This window comes from Paractinoplanes atraurantiacus, from assembly GCF_900215205.1.
Classification (GTDB): Bacteria; Actinomycetota; Actinomycetes; order Mycobacteriales; family Micromonosporaceae; genus Actinoplanes; species Actinoplanes atraurantiacus.
In genome coordinates this window covers 251,183-268,059 of the sequence record NZ_OBDY01000010.1, presented here as the reverse complement: position 1 = coordinate 268,059, position 16,877 = coordinate 251,183, and the positions used below count along the sequence as shown (strand labels likewise).

Here is a 16,877-nt window from a genome sequence, read left to right as displayed (position 1 = left end):
GAGGAACCACCCATGTTGCTCAGTAGCGCGACGGTTCGTGACCTGGACCGGCTCACCGCTCGCGTGTTCGACACTGCTACCCGCAGCTCCGGCGCGCGCCTCGATGCCTACCGCATCGACGACCACTTCTACATTGACATCGACCTGCCCGGCATCGACCCGGCTGGGATCGACATCACGGTCGACCACAACGTGCTGACCGTCCGCGCCGAGCGCAAGCGCCGCGCCGACGGCGAGGACGCCGAGACGATCGTCGCCGAGCGGCCGTCCGGCCCCGTCAGCCGCCAGGTGTTCCTCTCCGACACCCTCGACACCGACCGGCTCGAGGCCCGCTACGAGCAGGGCGTCCTGATCCTGGACATCCCGGTCGCGGTCGCGCAGCCGCGCAAGGTGGCGGTCACCGTCGCCTGACGAAGACGAACAAGGCCCCGCTTCCCGCGGGGCCTTTTCAGTGCCCGAACAACAGCCAGTTGACGTTCAGGAACTCGCTGCCGTCGTCCCGGGCGAACACCAGGTAGACGGTGTGCCTCCCGGTGGTCGGAATGAGGGTCACTTCGTCCGTACGCCAGGTCTGCCATCCGCCGGTGCGGGTCACCCGCATCGTGCCGATCACCGGGCCGTCCGCGCTGTCCAGCCGGATCTCCATGCGGCCGCCGTCCTGGGCGTCGGTGGCCACCCGGACGTCCACCTTGGTCGCCGGCACCTCGCCGAACTGGAAGTCGTCGAAGCGCAGCCGGTCACCGTTGGCGATCCAGCCGACGTTCTGCCCGCCGCCCTGATCCTCGGTGTCCTGCGCCTCGATGCCCACCTTCTCGTCCGCCGCCTCGGCCTGCAGAGTCGGATAGACCGTAGGCGTAGGCGGCGGACTGGTGGTGGGCTCCGCCGAGGGCTCCTCGGCCACCGCCGACGCCGGCCCTCCCGCCGCGGCTGACGGCACCGGCGGCAGCGCCACAGCCGGCGCCGGCGAGTCCTGCCACCGCCCGATCAGATAGCCGACCAGCAGCAGCCCGACCGCGGCCAGCGCATAGAGCGTCCGCTGCCGCCACCGATGCGCCCGCGTGCGATAGACCCTGCTACCCCCACCACCGGCACCCTCAGGCAACAGCCCCTCCACACCGGTCCCCGCCGGCGGAAAGCCCCCAGCACCGGGCACTTCCCGCGAGGGTCTCCCCACGCCGGACATCCCCGGCGGAAAGCCTTCACCACCGGGCCTTTCCCGCGGAGCCCTCACGCCGGACATCCCTGGCGGAAGGCCCTCACCACCCACCCCGTGCCGCGGGTATCCCTCCGCGCCGGACATTCCGGGCGGAAAGGGCGACGTCTGGTAGGGCTCCGGGGACGACTGCGGGTAGGAGGGCGGGACGGACAACGGGTCAGACCGCCTCGGCGATGATCGACTCGGCCGGCGGCTCGGCGAAGTGGCAGGCCACGCGCTGCGACGGGGCCTTCTCCTCGAGCGCCGGGTCGTTGGTGGCGCAGATGTCCTGCGCCTTCCAGCAGCGGGTGCGGAAGCGGCAGCCCGACGGCGGGTCGACCGGGCTCGGCACGTCGCCGACCAGGCGGATGCGGTTCTTCGGCGGCACACCACGGACCACGGCGATGTCCGGCACGGCGGAGAGCAGAGCTTGGGTGTACGGGTGCTGCGGCGCCTCGTAGAGCTCGTTGCGCGGCGCCTCCTCGACCACCCGGCCGAGGTACATGACGGCGACCCGGTCGCAGAAGTGCCGCACCACGCCGAGGTCGTGGGCGATGAAGACGAACGCGATGCCGAGCTCCTTGCGGAGGTTCTCCAGCAGGTTCATCACCTGGGCCTGGATCGACACGTCGAGCGCCGACACCGGCTCGTCGGCCACGATGATCTTCGGGCGGGCCGCGAGCGCGCGGGCGATGCCGATGCGCTGGCGCTGGCCGCCGGAGAACTCGTGCGGGTAGCGGTTGTAGTGCTCGGGGTTGAGGCCGACCAGTTCGAGCAGTTCCTGGACCCGGGCCAGCTCGCCCTTCTTGTCGACCATGTCGTGGGTGCGCAGCGCCGTGCCGACGATGGTGCCGACGGTGTGCCGCGGGTTCAGCGACGAGTACGGGTCCTGGAAGATCAGCTGGATCTCGCGCCGGTAGGGGCGCAGCTTCCGCTCCTTCATGTGGGCGATGTCGACGCCCTGGTAGCGGATCTCGCCGGCGGTCGGCTCGAGCAGGCGGGTGATCAGCCGGGCCGTGGTCGACTTGCCGCAGCCGGACTCGCCGACCAGGCCGAGCGTCTCACCGGGCTTGAGGGTCAGGTTGACCCCGTCGACGGCCTGCACCCACTTCGTGCCGCGCGACAGCATGCCGTCGCCCTTGGTCTTGAAGTGCATCTTGACGTTGTCGAGCTCGAGCAGCGGCGCACCCGGAACCGACTTGACGCCGGACTTCGCGGTGGTGGTGTCAGTGGTCATCGGTTCCTCTTACGGCAGCCGGGGCAGGACGTCGGTCTCGAAGACCTTGTCGGGGTCTTTCAGGTGGCACCGCGAGGTGCGGCCGAGGTCCGCCGTCCGCGAGATCAGCTCGGGCTTGAGGGTGCGGCAGAGGTCGTCCGGCACCCGGTCCTTGAACTCGCACCGCGGGTGGAACGGGCAGCCGCTGGGCACCGCGAGCAGGCTCGGCGGGGAGCCGGGGATCGGGTGCAGCGGAGCCGGCTCACCGGTCAGCGCCGGGATGCTTTCCAGCAGACCCCAGGAGTACGGGTGGAGCGGCTCGCCCAGGATCTTGTTGACCGGGCCGTGCTCGACGGCCGTTCCCGCGTACATCACCAGAATGTCGTCGGCCACCTCGGCCACGACGCCGAGGTCGTGGGTGATGAAGACGACCGCGGAGCCGAAGTCGCGCTGGAGGTCGGCGATCAGGTCGAGGATCTGCGCCTGCACGGTCACGTCGAGCGCTGTGGTCGGCTCGTCGGCGATCAGCAGCTTCGGGTCGTTGACCAGCGCCATGGCGATCATGGCGCGCTGGCGCATGCCGCCGGAGAACTCGTGCGGGTACTGGTCGACGCGGCGGCGCGGGTTGGGGATGCCGACCCGGCCCAGCATGTCGATCGCGCGGTCCTTGGCCTGGCGCTTGCTGACGCTGTGGTGCGCCCGGTACGACTCCATGATCTGGTCGCCGATGGTGAAGTACGGGTGGAGCGAGGACTGCGGGTCCTGGAAGATCATCGAGGCGTCGCCGCCGCGGTATTTCTCCAGCTCCTTGTCGGACATGCCGACCACCTCGCGGCCGCCGACCTTGATCGAGCCGGTGATCCGGGCGACGCGGCGGTCGTGCAGGCCGAGCACGGCCATGCTGGACACGCTCTTGCCGGAGCCGGACTCGCCGACGATCGCCAGCGTGCGGCGCAGCGGGACCGAGTAGCTCAGGCCCTGAACGGCCTTGACCAGTCCGTCGGCCGTCGGGAACTGCACGTGGAGGTCGTTGACCTCCAGGTACGGCTCCTCGTTGGTCCCGGGGGTGCGGGCAACGCGGGTGACCGTGGAGGGTCCCGGGATGGTCTGGTCGCTCATACTGCCGCCTTCGTGCTGCGGGGTGGGGAGACGGGACGGTTCGGGATCATCCGAGCCGGACCCGGGGGTCGAGGAAGGTGTAGGCGATGTCCACCACGAGGTTCATCACCACAAGTACCACGGAGCCGACCAGGACGCCGCCCAGCAGGACCGGCAGGTCGTACTGGCCGAAGGCCCGCAGCGTGAGCTGGCCCAGGCCGGGCAGGCCGAAGATGCTCTCGGTGAAGATCGCGCCGGTGAGCTGGAACGCGAGGTCGATACCGAAGATGGTGACGACGGGGGTCAGGCCGGCGCGCAGGCCGTGCCGGTAGACGACGCGGCGGCGGCTGATGCCCTTGGAGGTCGCGGTGCGGACGAAGTCCTGGCCGAGCGTCTCGATCATCGAGGCCCGGGAGTATCGGGTGTACGCCGCCGCGTTCGTCAGGCCCACGCACAGCCAGGCCGCGAGTAGTCCGCTGGCCCAGGTCAGTGGGTTGTCGAAGAACGGGTGATAGCCCGAGTCGGGCAGGAAGGTGGCGTACAGGGCGACCAGCAGGGCCACCACGAAGTACGGGATCGACTGGACGAACAGCGTCGTGCCGACGACGCCCTTGTCCAGCGTCGTGCCGCGTACCTGGGCGGCGATCGTGCCGGCCAGGACGCCCACGATGAGGTAGACGACCGCACCGCCGATGACGATCGAGACGGTGACCGGCAGCGCCGCCGCCAGCAGCTTCGTGACCGGCTGGCCGAGCGTGTACGAGTAGCCGAGGCAGGGCGCCTCGCAGTGCTGGGTGGTGCCGCCGGCTTCGTAGTCGCGGCCGACCACGATGCCCTTCATGTACTGGCCGATCTGCACCAGCGGCGGCTGGTCCAGGCTGAGGCTCGCCTCGATGTCGGCGACGCGCTCGGGGGTGCATCGGGGGCCGCAGATGACGCCGGCGGGGTCGGTCGGCGCCAGGAAGAACAACGCGAAGCTGGCCACCAGCGTCACGATCACGACGGAGATCGCGCTCAGGACGCGTTTCAGGATGTACAGCAGCACCGCTTGCTCCTCTTTGTCACGGCGCCGGGTGGGTTTCCCGGAGTTCTCTCATCGGCGCCGGTAACGCCGGGTTTGATTTTGCGCCCGGGGTGGTCCCGTCCGCCGGATGAGCGGACCGGACCACCCCGGGGTACTACCAGTTCCTACTGCTCAGGTGTTACGTCAGCTCTTGAGGTACATCGAGCCGAACAGCGGCATGCCCATGGTCGGGTCGCCGAGGGTGGTGCCGACGTTGGTGCCCTGCACGACGGCCAGCTTGTCGTAGTACGTCGGGATCGCGATGTACTGCTCCATGACCTTCTTGTCCAGAGCGGCCCACTTCGGGGTCGACTGGTCGGCCGGGAGGTTGGCGACGTCGTTGATCTCCTTGTCGAGAGCCGGGTCGCTCAGCATGCCCCAGCTCTGGCCCTCGTCGATGCTCTGCGAGCGGAAGAGGACCGGGAACCACGAACCACCGGCGGGCCAGTCGGAGCACCAGCCGGCCGGGCTCTGGCCCATGTTGACCGGGGCGTCGTAGTCGCCCTTCTTGGTACGCAGGTCGGCGGTGGCGACACCGATCGGCTTGACCTTGAAGCCGGCCTTGGTCAGCGCGTCGGCGCGGATCTGGCTGATCTGCTGCGTCTGCGGCTTCTGGTTGTCGTAGTACCAGCTGACCTCGAAGTTCGCCTTGCCGGCGGCCTCGAGCATAGCCTTGGCGGCGGCCGGGTCACCGGGGCCGGTGCCGGTCAGGTCGGCGACGGGGGTGTACTTCTCGTAGCCGGGGACCGACGGCGGCATGACCGTGCTGGCCGGCTCGGCGACGTAGTCGTTGTAGCCCGCGGCCTTCCAGATCTGGTCGTTCGGGTAGGCCTTGGCGATCGCCTTACGGACCTCCAGCGGGATCTTGCGGCTGTCGAGCTGCCACACGATCGTGCAGGGGCTCTCGCCCTGGACCAGCTGCGACTTCTTGCTGGCCAGCTGCGGGATCAGCGTGGCGTCGAGGACGTCGTAGTTGATCGCGTTGGCGTCCTGGCCGTTGCTGTTGAGGATGGCCGTCTGCGACTTGACCGCGTCGACGCCCCACTTGAAGTCGTAGCCGTCGAGGTACTGGTGGCGGGCCGGGTCGGTGTTGGCGTCCCAGTTGGTGTTCTTCTCCAGGACCAGCGAGGTGCCGGCCGCGTAGGACTTGAACTTGTAGGGGCCGGTCGCCAGCGGCTTGTTCTTGTAGTCCTGCTTGGTGTCCTTCGCCTTGGGGATCGGCGTGAACATCGGGAAGGTCATGTAGAACGGCAGGTCCTGGAACGGCGTCTTCAGGTGGATGATCAGGGTGTCGGTGCCCTGGGTCTCCACGCCGGAGTAGGTGTCGCCGTCCTTGTACGGGCCCTTGTACTTGTCGCCGTCCTTGAAGTAGGACAGCTGGTAGGTCGGGCCGTTGACGTAGATGTCGTGGGCGAAGGACCGCTTGATGGCGTACGCCAGGTCCTCGACCTTGACGTCCGTGCCGTCCTCGTACTTGATGCCCTGCTGCATCTTGAAGGTCCACGTCAGCTTGTCGGCCGACGGGGTGCCCAGGTCGGTGAGGTCCGGGACGAGGGTGGGCTTGCCGTCACGGATGTCGAACTGGGTCGGCGTACGGAACAGGAGCTTGCCGATCTCGTTCGAGTCGACGTAGTAGATGTCCGTCGGGTCGAACGTGTTCGGGGTCGTCTGCGCCTGAATGTTCAGGACGCCGCCCTTGCGGGCGCCCTCGATCTCCTTGGCCGGGCCCTTGGCGCTCGGGTCGAGCGCGTTGGCCTGCTGGGTGATCTTGCCGGCGTCGGACGATCCGCCGTTCGACGAGTCGTTGTTCGACGACGGGCTGCTGCAGCCCGCGATGCCGAGTGCCAGGGCGGCGGTGGCCGCCACGGCAACGTTAAATCGCCTTGCCATTTCTCCTCTTCTCATACTGGGCGTCACCACGTCACCGTCGGGTGCGGGGATCGAATGCGTCACGAATCGAGTCGCCGAGCAGGCTCAGCGCGAGCACGAGGATCGTGATGGCCGCTACCGGGATCCACAGGTACAGCGGGTCGACCCGGTAGAAATTCTGTGCTGCCGCGATCGTCAGGCCCCAGGACGGCGTGGGCTCGGTGAGCCCGACGCCGAGGTAGGTCAGGCCGGCTTCCGTGACGATGTAGGTCGGCAGGGCCATCGACACCGAGATGACGATGGGCGCCACCAGGTTGGGCAGCAACTCCTTGAAGAGAATCTTGTGCGTCGGCACGCCGAGCACCTTGGCCGCGGAGACGAACTCCCGCTCGCGCAGGGAGAGCACCTCGCCACGGATCAGGCGAGCCAGGCTGGCCCAGCCGAAGAAGGAGAGCACGATGATCAGCGAGTAGAAACGCGCCGAGGCCACATCGTCCGCGGCGACGTCCTCCGAGGTGCCGACGAACACCGAGAGCAGGACGGCCGGGACGGCGATGGCGAAGAGCAAATACGGCAGGCTCAGCACGAAGTCGATGACCCAGGAGATGATCCGGTCGAGCCAGCCGCCGACGAAGCCGGCGAGCAGGCCGACGACCACGCCGATGACCGTCGTGATGATCGTGACCGAGCCGGCGACGATGAGCGACGGCCGGGCGCCGTAGACGAAGCGCGCGAACAGGTCGCGGCCCAGGCGCGGCTCGACGCCGAACCAGTGCTCGCTGTTGGGCGCGATCGTCGGGTAGCCGTACTGGTCGATCAGGTCCTGGTGGTACTCGGTCGGGCTCTGCCCCTCGAGCTTGGCCAGCAGGGGCGCGAAGATCGCGATGAGCACGAAGAAGATGAAGATGCTGGCACAGATCACCGCCACCTTGTCCTTGCGCAGGCGCGCCAGGGCGATCTGCGTCGGGGACTTGCGACGGGTGGTCACCTTCTTCTCGTGATCACCCGCGGCGGCCGTCATGGGATCGGTCGAGGCCGGAGTACGGGACAACTCGGCTTCCTCGATCAGCGGTTCCACGCGTCGGTCACCTCCTTCGAACGACACACCTCACATGCGCCGTGCGTGAGAGGTATTCGGATGCTGCGGTTGGCAAGGTACTTCGAACTTGGCTCGTAGGAAATGAGTTGACGCATCGAATGAATAACGGCCCGCTGAAAGCTCGGGATGGCCCATGTCACATCCGGTCCAACCGGGAGTACGGCAGAACTGCCACTCCAGCGGGCAAACCACCCGTAATGACACTCATATTTGCCTCCTATGTCCGATTTGGAAAGCCAGAGGGCAATCGTACTGTTGCGCAAAGTTATGGAACTCTCAACCGGGGCGCAACAGACCGCTGTTTCACGACAGTTTCGCGAGAGTGTCGATCTTGGGCCTCCGCCGCCGTTCATTCCTCCGGCGTTCGGGCCCTCACGGCGCAAGATCTTCGGTACATGTGTGAAGACGGGACCGTATCGACGGTGATCCCGGCCAGCGGGACGGGGATCAGAGGTGATCTCCGTTGCTCCCGCGTCACGCCGCGTACAACCCGGAAAGAAGCCCATACGGAGACGACGGCCATTCCGATAACGAATCGGGTAGCCATTCGCGGCCAATACCGAGTTCGATGTCCGTCATCACGACGACGGTATGACCCTGCGGAGAGGTACCCGCGCCGTCAGGCGCCCGGAGCCAGAGCGGTCAGGATCTCCTCCGCCCGCTCGGCCGCGACCCGGGGCTCCGCACCGGGCGCGCCGACGACCGGATCCCAGTTGAGGTCGTAGAAAAGCTCGGTGACCCCGGCCCGCTCGTACAGTTCGGCACCGGCCCGGATCTGCTCCCAGCTGCCGGAAAGCGGCACGGCGTCGTCGCGCTCCCCCGGCCGGACCACCCCGCGCACCACGACCCGGACAAGGTCGGGGTCGTGGCCGGCTTCCTCGGCCGCCCGCCGCACGATCTGGGTGCCCTGGGCGATCTGCTCGAAGCTGGCCCGGCTGCTGCTCACCCAGCCCGCCGCGACCCGCCCGGCCCGGCGCAGGGCGGCGTCGGCAGTGCCGCCCAGCAGCACCGGCGGCCCACCCGGCTGCACCGGGCGCGGCGCCATGACACTCGGCGGCACCCGGTAGTGCCGGCCGTCGAACGAGGCGACCTCGTCGTTCCAGAGCGTGCGCAAAACCTCGAGATACTCGTTCATGCGCTCCCCGCGCGGATGCGGATCGGAGCCGGTGGCGGCGAACTCCGGCTCCGACCAGCCGGTGCCGAGACCGAGATCCAACCGCCCACCCGACAGCACATCGAGGGTCGCCGCCTGCTTGGCCAGATAGGCCGGCGACACGTACGGAATATTGATCACCGCAACACCGAGCCGAATCGACGTCGTGTGCGCCGCCGCCCAGCTCAGCGCCAGCAGCGGGTCGAGCACCCGGTGATAGACCGGCTCGAGCCGCTGCCCTTCACCGACCAGCAGCCGCTGAAAGGCCCAGAGCCCGTGATAGCCGAGATCCTCGGCCCGCCGGGCGAACTGCGTCAGCTCCACCGGCCCGCCCCAGGCCCCAGCCACCGGAGCACCGCAACTGATCAACATCCGCCAACGTTAGCCTTGCGCTCCGCAATCGAGCCGTCGAGGTGGGTTCAGGCGCCGGCCCACAGCCCGGCTGCGCCAACCTGCGGGGGTGCGGGTTCAGACGCCGCCCCTCGGCCGTCCGTTTCCCGGCGGCCGACCTTCGTCCCGGTTGGGGCCGGGTTCGGGGTTCGCCCCTCGGCCGCCCTCTTCCTGCGACCAACCTTCGTCCTCGCGCCCACCCTGCCCGCCGCGCCCGGAGCCGACGGCGACCCCCGAAGGCCGGACCGGGTTGTGGTTGTGGTTCCGGCGCCGACCGGCAGCCGCCCACCTCCCGCAGCACCTCGTCCTGCCGCCGCCCTTCGCCCTCCCGCCTGCTCAGCCGCGGCCGGAGCCGGCGGCGACCCCCGAAGGATGGGGGTGGGGTGAAGGTGGGATCGGGGTTGGCCAGCGGCACACAGCCGCCCACTTCCCGCGACCGTCGTCTTCCCCGCGGCCGACCTGCGCCCTCACCCCCTGCCTGCTCAGCTCCGACCCGGAGGTCGAGTTTGGCGGGGTTGCTGCGGAAAGGATCGGGGTGAAGGGCGCTGGGGAGGGAAAGTGCTGCGACGGACCAACCAGGGGCAGACCACGCGGGTAGGCGGCGCGGGTCGGCATGGGTGGGTGGCAGGGGGTGTTGGCGTTAACCGGGGGTTTGGGTGCGTTTGTACTCGGTGGTCAAAGTGGTTCCCAGCTCGGAGAGGCGCGTGTCGGGGGCGGCCGCGTGTACGGCCGCTACGAAGTTGAGGTAGGCGGTGCGCAAAGGGGCCAGCAGGCCGTCGGGGGAAGGGGACGGGGAGATCAGCAGGAGGTAGGCGGCCACGGCGGCCGGGCGGAAGTCGGCTGGGGTCTCGGCCGGCGGGCCCGAAAGGTCGGGTGGGCCTGTGGCCTCGGGTGGGCCGGTGGCTGACGGGACCACTGGCGCGCCGGCCAACTCGGCCCTCAGGCGCAGGCTGGCGCTGAGCAGGCCCACCGGCGAGCCCTCGAACAGCTGGGCCGGCTCGTAGTCGCGGGCGACCAGGCCGGCGCCCCGGGCGATCAGCTCGTCGGGGTCCAGGTCGTCGCGGATGCCGGACGGGCCGAAGCCGAAGTAGCCGGCCAGGCGCTCGCGGACCATCGGGATGCGTGACGAGCCGCCGGCCGGCACCACCTGGTCGATGTCGCCCCAGCCTATGCCGTGTGCGGCGTGCGCGGCCGCCACCGCCTCGGTGAGCAGGTCGAGGGAGCGCTGCACGTCCGGCTCGATCATCGACTCGAAGCCGCGCCGGGTCAGTGGCACCGCCGCGCTGACCGTGGCCGTGAGGCGCGGCAGCTCCAACGTGGTGGTGTCGGTGATCGAGAGCTCCCGTTTGCGGATCTCGGCCTCCCAGCGGATCCGGCGGCGGATGCTCGCGTCCTGGCTCAGGTCGACGTGGTGCCGCTCGCGGATCTGGCGCAGCGTGAACTCGACGATCCGGGCGTCGAAGTCGTCGCCGCCGAGGCGGGGGTCGCCGGCGCTGCCGAGCACCTCGACTGTGCCCGGGGCGATCCGCACGATCGACGCGTCGAAGGTGCCGCCGCCCAGGTCGTAGATGGCGTAGATGCCGGGGCGGTCGTCGGCGGCCAGCGCCATCGCCGCTGCCACCGGGTCCTCGACCAGGCGGCGCACGTTGAGCTGGGCCAGGCCGGCCGCCTCGCGCAGGGCCCGGCGCTGGGCCTCGCCGGCCGCGGCCGACACGGTGATCACCGCGTCGTGCACGGCGCCGCCGACGAAACCCTCGGCCCGGCGTTTGAGCTCGAGCAGCAGGAAGGCGCAGATCTCGCGGGGCTGGTAGCTGCGGCCGCGGAACCGGACCCGCTCGCCGCTGCCGAGCTGGCGTTTGATGCCGGCGATGACCGCCTCGGGGTCGGACGCCGGCGGCAGCCCGGCGACCACTTGGCCGGCCGTGTCCTGGCCGACGGCCGCGGGCATGGTGGGCGTGCCGTCGGGGCAGGACACGACGACGAGTTTCGTGCCGTCCCACACCGACACGGCACACGAGCTGGTGCCGACGTCGATGCCTATCACGCCGTGGAAACCCGAGTCATCGGTCAAGGCCGCCCCCTGTGACCGTCGTGCTTCTGGCCGTCAAATTACCATCGGTCACGGAGCCGACAGAACAGACGGCGATCGATCCGTCGTACATCCGACGAAGGCTGGACAACAGAGATGACCATCGAACTGGTCCCGTTCACCCGCGACGACCTCGACCGGCGGCTACCCGCCATGACCGCCCAGTTCGCCGCCGCCCTCGCCGAGAACCACGGCTTCTCCGCCGAGGAGGCCGCCCGCGAGTCCGAACGGCAGACCCGCGCGATGCTGCCCGACGGCGTCGCCACCGAGGGCCAGCTGCTGTGCAAGGGCATGGCCGGCGGTACCGAGGTCGGCTTCCTCTGGATCTCCTTGCCCGGCACCACCTTCGCCACCATGGCCTGGATCTCCGAGATCGAGGTGGCCGAGGAGCACCGCTCGCACGGCTACGGAGGCGCCATGTTGCGCGCCGCCGAGGCCGACCTGGCCGCCCGTGGGGTCGGCCGGGTCGGGCTGCACGTCTTCGGTGACAACACCGGCGCCCGGCGCCTCTACCGCCGCCTCGGATATCGCCTGCTCACCCAGATCCGGGCCCGCCCCGCCACGGACGCGGCCGGCTCGGTCACCCTGACGCCGATGACGCCGGAGGAGTACGCGCGGCGCCTCGACGAGCTCATCGCGACCGACCCGATGGTGCTGGTCCGGGAGCGCCCCGAGCGGGCCCGTGAGCGCGCGGCCGAGCTCGGCCCGGACGGCCTGCACACCGCTGTCGCCGGCGGCCGGCCGGTGGGCTGGATCTGGATCACCAAGCCGTCACCGGCGCGCCCGGGCATCGGCACCGTCCTCTACGTGTGGGTCGACGAGCCGTACCGCCGCAAGGGTCTCGGTCGTGAACTGATGGCCGCCGCCGAGGCGACGGTCGCGCGTCACGGCGTACCCCAAATCGGTCTTTTTGTGTCGGCCTCGAGCCATGGCGCCCAGGAGTTCGCCGACCGCCTCGGTTTTCCCGTCGTCTCCGAGCAGCTGGTGAAGGACCTCTAACCTTCGACGCCGGTGGCGTCGTGCGGAGAGCCGACCGGTTTGGACTGTGAGGAGCCGCGCTGGCGCAGGAAGATGGCGAGGATGGCCATCGAGGCCACGGCGAGGAGCTCGGACTGCCAATTCTGGAGGGTACGGTTCCAGAAGTCGGCCTCGAGCAGATACTGCCCCCAGGAGACGGGGTCCTGGCGCTCGCTGAGCTGCTCCTCGTTGAACGCGGCGACGCCGGCGATCGACTGGGCCAGCCACGAGCCCGCGAAGATCAGGCCCATCACCAGGCCGAGCGAGTTCGAGTAGAGCGACGTGCGCCAGCCGCCGGCGCCGGCCCATTTCGGGGATTCGGGCGTGGCGTACGGGCCGACCTTCTGCTCCTTGTCGGTCTCGCGACCGGGCTTGTCGAGCGACTTCGACTCCGGCGAGCCCTTCTGAAGCAGCCAGACCGTCAAGATGATGAACAGGAAGAACTGGAGATATTCGGACTGCCAGTTCTCGGCCACGTCGACGCCGAAGCTGGCCGAGGTGACGTAGCGCCAGAACGCGATGTCGGGCAGCCCGGAGGCGCGCTGCGCGTCGTTGAACTGGGCCAGCCCGGCGAAGGCCTGCCCGACGAGCACGATCAGGAAGAGCACGCCGAAGACGAGCCCTATCCCGTTCTCCCGCAGGAACCGCTTCATCGGTGCAACACCCCCAGCGTGATGACGTACGCCAGGCCGGCCCCCACCAGCAGGAGCAGGAGGACGAAGAGCGCGCGCATGTCAGTCGCCCTCCACCGAGCAGTCGTAGGGGCGGGACGCCTGCGGCGTGCAGCCGGCCGCCACCACCCGCCAGCCCTCGGGGAAGGCGGCCAGGAAGATCGTGTCGTCGGTCAGCTTGACCTGCGCCCACTGCCCGTAGACGGAGGTCTCGACGACCTGGCCGGGCCGCGGCAGGCTTTTGTCCAGGATTGCCTCGGGGCACGGCTCGTCCTCGGCCACCGACTTCGCCGTCTCCGGCGCCAGGGCCGCGCACGCCGCGTCACCGTCACCGGCCTCGACCGCGCTCAGCAGCCGCGCCGCGACGCCGGCGGCGGCACCCTCCTGATCGCCGACCGTGGCGCACCCGGAGATCGACGCCACCACCATCAGCGCTGCCAGAGATCGACGCACCCGGCCAGCATGCCCCAAAACGCGGCGGTCCAATCATGATCGGCCCGCTAAGCCCCCCGGTCGGGTAGGGCGCCGGCCCGCTCGGCGTCGCGCAGGGCGTGCTCGGCCCAGCCCACGCGCTGCGCGCTGAGCCCGGCCATGCGGGCTTGGTGCACGGCCTCGCGCAGCAGACGCAGAGCCTCGGGCAGGTTGCCGGCGGCCATCTCGGCCTCGCCCAGCGCCAGCGTGCCGGTGGCCACCCGGCGCGGGTCGCCGTAGCGCTCGCGCAGCACCTGCGACATGCGCAGGTGGCGCAGGCCGCGCTCGGAGTCGCCGGAGACGAAGACGTGGAAGAAGCCGATGTGGCGGTGCACCTCGGAGCGGACCATCTCGTCGGCGTAGCGCTCGGCCAGGGTCAGCGCCTCGGTGTAGAACGGCATCGCCGTGCCCCAGTCGCCGCGCAGCACCTGGTGGACCAGGCCCAGCCCGAACAGCGACTCGGCGGCGCCGGCCGGGTCGTCGACCTCGCGCTGGATCAGCAGGGCCTCGGCGAACAGCCGTTGCTCGCCGGCCCAGTCGGCCCGGGTGAGGTCGCCCGAGATGGCGGCGAAGTGCGCGAGCATGCCGAGCCGGGTCAGGGCGGTCGCCTCGGCGACCCGTTCCCGCTGCGCGTGGGCGCGGTCGCGGGCGGCTTCGAGCATCTGGCGTGCGGGCAGGAAGTCGCCGGTCCGGAAGGCGGCCTCGAGCATGGCCTCGTTCCCGGCGGCGAGCAGCGCCCCGGAGGTCGGTTCGCTCCCCATGGGACGGTACGTTACCGGCCGGGGACGCTCTGTGGTTACCCGCTGTCGCGTACGACCAGAGTGGGATGAAAAGTCACCGAGCGCGGCAATCGTCCGGGCGAGGCGATGTGCGCGAGCAGCACCTCGGCCATCTCGGCCGCCATCTCCTCGACCGGCTGGCGCACCGTGGTCAGCAGCGGACGGCAGTCCAGGGCCGCGCTGGAGTCGTCGAAGCCGACCACCGCCACGTCCTCGGGCACCCGGCGGCCCAGGTCCTGCACCGCCCGTAGGGCGCCCTCGGCCATCAGGTCGCTGGCCACGAAAAGCCCGTCGATGTCGGGGTGCTGGGAGAGGAGCCGCCGGGCCGCGGCCTCGCCACCGGCCCGGGTGAAGTCGCCCTCGATCGAGGGCACGTCATGCCCCCGCAGGTGGGCGCGGAAGCCCTCCAGCCGGTCGAGGCCGCTCGGGATGTCGAGCGGCCCGCTGATCGTGGCCAGGCGCGTGCGGCCCAGCGACAGCAGCCGGTCGGCGGCCAGCCGGGCGCCGAGCCGCTGGTCGACGTCGACGTAGCTGACCGCGATGGGCGAGGTCGGCCGGGCCGAGACCACGGCCGGGATGCCGAGCTCGTGCACCTGGCGCGGCAGCGTGTCCTGCTCGTGGCTGCTGATCAGCAGCACCCCGTCCACATGACCCTGCCGCAGGTAGCGCATCACCTGGTGGTGGTCGGTGGAGTCGGTCGGTATGACCACCAGGTGGATGTCGTGCGGGCGCAGGGCGCCGGTCGCGCCCGCGGTGACCCGCCCGAAGTACGGGTCGGTGAAGATGCGGTTGAGGAACGAGTGGTTGTCCGGCCGGTCGGGCTCGCTGATCACCAGCGCCACCGAGTTGGAGCGGCGGGTGACCAGGCTGCGGGCGGCCACGTTGGGCACGTAGCCGGTCTCGGCGATGGCCCGCTGGACCACCTCCCGGATCTTGGCGTCCACGCTGGTGGCGCCATTGATCACCCGGGACACCGTTGCCCGGGAGACACCCGCCGCCTCGGCGACCTGGTCCATGGTCGGATGGCGGGGCCGGGGTGTCATGGCAAGGTGTGGGCGGAAAACCGGGCTTTCCGAGCCGGGAGGAAGCCCGTTACGGCCCGCCGGCGATCCGTCAGGCACGAGCGGGTTCGGGTCGGCGGGTATAGGCCCATCCGTCGGCACGTTGCAACAGCCGGACGTGCCGGTGGTCAATGCCCTGGATCAGGCCCGCACTGGTGCGGATGTTGAAACGGCCGGTGCTCCGGACGGCGACCCGCCCGGTGTGGGTACCTCGCTTTACGCCGGTCGGGACGACAGCACGGACGAGGTCCCCGGTCGCGAACCCGTGCACGCGTTTCGTGCGCGGCAGCCGCAGCCGCGGGAACCCGTACCGGTCAGTGCGGGCGCGACTGTAGCTGCCTCGGCCGGCCGAGGTCGCGACCATCGTTGTGGACGGCCATCGCATCATCGAAGCCAGCTCGCCGACGTGCATCGCGTCCAGCGTGTGGGTCTTCGGTGCGCCGGTCCGGTGCCGGTTCCATTTCGTACGTCCACCGGTGGCCACCCGGACCGGTAACCCCGTGCCGGTCAGCGCACTCCACAACGCCCACCGCGTCGACGTTGCCGCTGCCGCGTCCCGCAGTGGCGCCTTCGCCTGCCGGCGGATCCGGGCCAGCACCGCCGGCCGGTCGGTGAGGAACACCTCGACCGGCAGGGACCCCTTCTCCTGGTTACACGGGATACACGCCAAGGTCAGATTCGAGACTCGGTCCGACCCGCCGCGGGATCTCGGCTCAATGTGGTCAGAGTTGAGCGGCACGTTGGTGGCCTGGCAATACGCGCACCGGCGCTTCCACTTCTCCAGTAGGTACTCGCGGATCTCGTAGCCGGCGAGTTCTCCGGACTGATAGGCGACACCAGAAACGTTCGGGTCTTGCAGCAGCTGAGTGTCGAACGCGACCCGCTCAACATGCAACCTGGTGATCGGCGCCCAGCGGAGTAGCCGGGTAACCCACGACATGGTCGTCTCGACCCGGTGCCGCAGCGACGGCGCCAACCAGCCTGTCGGCCTGGCCCGATTGGTGAACCGGGGTGCCCGATACCGCAGATTGCGCGACCGGCGGCCGCGACGCCGCCCCGCTCGTGCGGTCAACTTGTCCCGGATCTGCCCGCCACGATGCCGCACCTCGATGGCGAACAGACCCGCTCGGTTCCCCTCCTTCGCGGTGAACATCGCGATGCCGGTCGCCTTGGAACCGGGATCGATGCCTACCTCGGCGCCTTGAATCGTGGACTGTTCGATCGTGCGGTCTTTGAGCCGGACGACGAACGGTGTGTGTCGGTGCACGACCGCCCGGCCGGCGCCCAGCAGCGTCCGGGCACGGGCAGGAGTGCACGGTTGCAGCGGTCGGCCGTGCTTGTCCAGGACGAGCACGACCGGGTGAGTTGGTGGGGTCGCAAGGCCCCGGCCTCCGGACGGTTGCCCGTCCGGGTGACGCCGTCGCCCCGGAGCAACCGGGGTGGCGGGCTCCCCTCGCCCATGTCGCACACCAGGTACCGCAACACTGTCACGGTGTCCGCGCCCCGTTTCGTGCACTCTCGTCGGCTTGTCTGCTGACACGGATTCCAGAGCAGCCCGCTGAGGAAGCACAGGCTGGTGGGTCTTCGATCTTGTGTGCAACGTAGTCACCTCCTTCAAGGTGCCTTGGGCTGGTCAGCCGTCCCTTTCACACCGAGCCTGCTCGCGCAGGCTCGGTGCTTCAGGGCCGAGAAGCTGACGGCGTTCG

At 69.7% G+C, this 16,877-nt stretch carries 15 protein-coding genes; 2 read left to right on the top strand and 13 right to left on the bottom strand.

Annotated elements, in window-relative coordinates:
• The first annotated feature begins 12 nt into the window (after window positions 1–12).
• Complete coding sequence (locus CRP55_RS23880; RefSeq protein WP_097322339.1) at window positions 13–411, top strand: Hsp20/alpha crystallin family protein; 399 nt, start codon at window positions 13–15, stop codon at window positions 409–411.
• A 37-nt stretch (window positions 412–448) separates the two neighbouring features.
• Here the strand turns inward: CRP55_RS23880 and CRP55_RS23875 are convergent, their stop codons facing one another.
• The 8 genes from CRP55_RS23875 to CRP55_RS23840 form a co-directional block, all read right to left on the bottom strand.
• Window positions 449–1,102 (bottom strand): carbohydrate-binding protein, encoded by a 654-nt coding sequence (locus tag CRP55_RS23875; protein WP_281260806.1) that lies wholly within the window; start codon window positions 1,100–1,102, stop codon window positions 449–451.
• Between the two features lie 271 nt (window positions 1,103–1,373).
• Complete coding sequence (locus tag CRP55_RS23870) at window positions 1,374–2,432, bottom strand: ABC transporter ATP-binding protein (protein WP_097322337.1); 1,059 nt, start codon at window positions 2,430–2,432, stop codon at window positions 1,374–1,376.
• Window positions 2,433–2,441: 9 nt separating this feature from the next.
• On the bottom strand, window positions 2,442–3,530 hold the full coding sequence (locus tag CRP55_RS23865; protein WP_097322336.1) for an ABC transporter ATP-binding protein: 1,089 nt from the start codon (window positions 3,528–3,530) through the stop codon (window positions 2,442–2,444).
• A gap of 46 nt (window positions 3,531–3,576) precedes the next feature.
• Window positions 3,577–4,554 carry an ABC transporter permease gene (locus tag CRP55_RS23860; protein ID WP_097322335.1) on the bottom strand — a complete coding sequence of 326 codons (978 nt, stop codon included), beginning with the start codon at window positions 4,552–4,554 and terminating at the stop codon, window positions 3,577–3,579.
• Window positions 4,555–4,716: 162 nt separating this feature from the next.
• The gene (locus tag CRP55_RS23855; protein WP_097322334.1) at window positions 4,717–6,462 is read right to left on the bottom strand and encodes an ABC transporter substrate-binding protein; all 1,746 of its coding nucleotides are present in this window, start codon (window positions 6,460–6,462) and stop codon (window positions 4,717–4,719) included.
• A gap of 31 nt (window positions 6,463–6,493) precedes the next feature.
• A complete protein-coding gene (locus CRP55_RS23850) occupies window positions 6,494–7,519 on the bottom strand; it encodes an ABC transporter permease (RefSeq protein WP_218854683.1) in 1,026 nt (341 codons plus the stop codon).
• Between the two features lie 640 nt (window positions 7,520–8,159).
• Complete coding sequence (locus CRP55_RS23845) at window positions 8,160–9,041, bottom strand: TIGR03619 family F420-dependent LLM class oxidoreductase (protein ID WP_245923330.1); 882 nt, start codon at window positions 9,039–9,041, stop codon at window positions 8,160–8,162.
• Between the two features lie 682 nt (window positions 9,042–9,723).
• Window positions 9,724–11,154, bottom strand: a complete 1,431-nt coding sequence (locus CRP55_RS23840; protein WP_097322332.1) for an Hsp70 family protein — start codon at window positions 11,152–11,154, stop codon at window positions 9,724–9,726.
• Window positions 11,155–11,268: 114 nt separating this feature from the next.
• On the opposite strand from CRP55_RS23840, the gene CRP55_RS23835 reads away from it, so the two are divergent.
• Window positions 11,269–12,171 (top strand): GNAT family N-acetyltransferase, encoded by a 903-nt coding sequence (locus CRP55_RS23835; RefSeq protein ID WP_097322331.1) that lies wholly within the window; start codon window positions 11,269–11,271, stop codon window positions 12,169–12,171.
• Here the strand turns inward: CRP55_RS23835 and CRP55_RS23830 are convergent.
• The 5 genes from CRP55_RS23830 to iscB all read right to left on the bottom strand — a co-directional run bounded on the left by CRP55_RS23830 (window position 12,168) and on the right by iscB (window position 16,525).
• Complete coding sequence (locus tag CRP55_RS23830) at window positions 12,168–12,842, bottom strand: DUF6766 family protein (RefSeq protein ID WP_097322330.1); 675 nt, start codon at window positions 12,840–12,842, stop codon at window positions 12,168–12,170. The genes CRP55_RS23835 and CRP55_RS23830 overlap by 4 nt on opposite strands.
• Before the next feature lie 81 nt (window positions 12,843–12,923).
• The gene (locus tag CRP55_RS23825; RefSeq protein WP_245923329.1) at window positions 12,924–13,313 is read right to left on the bottom strand and encodes a hypothetical protein; all 390 of its coding nucleotides are present in this window, start codon (window positions 13,311–13,313) and stop codon (window positions 12,924–12,926) included.
• A 47-nt stretch (window positions 13,314–13,360) separates the two neighbouring features.
• Complete coding sequence (locus CRP55_RS23820) at window positions 13,361–14,092, bottom strand: tetratricopeptide repeat protein (RefSeq protein ID WP_097322328.1); 732 nt, start codon at window positions 14,090–14,092, stop codon at window positions 13,361–13,363.
• Window positions 14,093–14,127: 35 nt separating this feature from the next.
• A complete protein-coding gene (locus CRP55_RS23815; RefSeq protein ID WP_097322327.1) occupies window positions 14,128–15,126 on the bottom strand; it encodes a LacI family DNA-binding transcriptional regulator in 999 nt (332 codons plus the stop codon).
• Window positions 15,127–15,223: 97 nt separating this feature from the next.
• On the bottom strand, window positions 15,224–16,525 hold the full coding sequence (iscB, locus tag CRP55_RS23810) for an RNA-guided endonuclease IscB (protein ID WP_097322326.1): 1,302 nt from the start codon (window positions 16,523–16,525) through the stop codon (window positions 15,224–15,226).
• Window positions 16,526–16,877 lie beyond the last annotated feature (352 nt).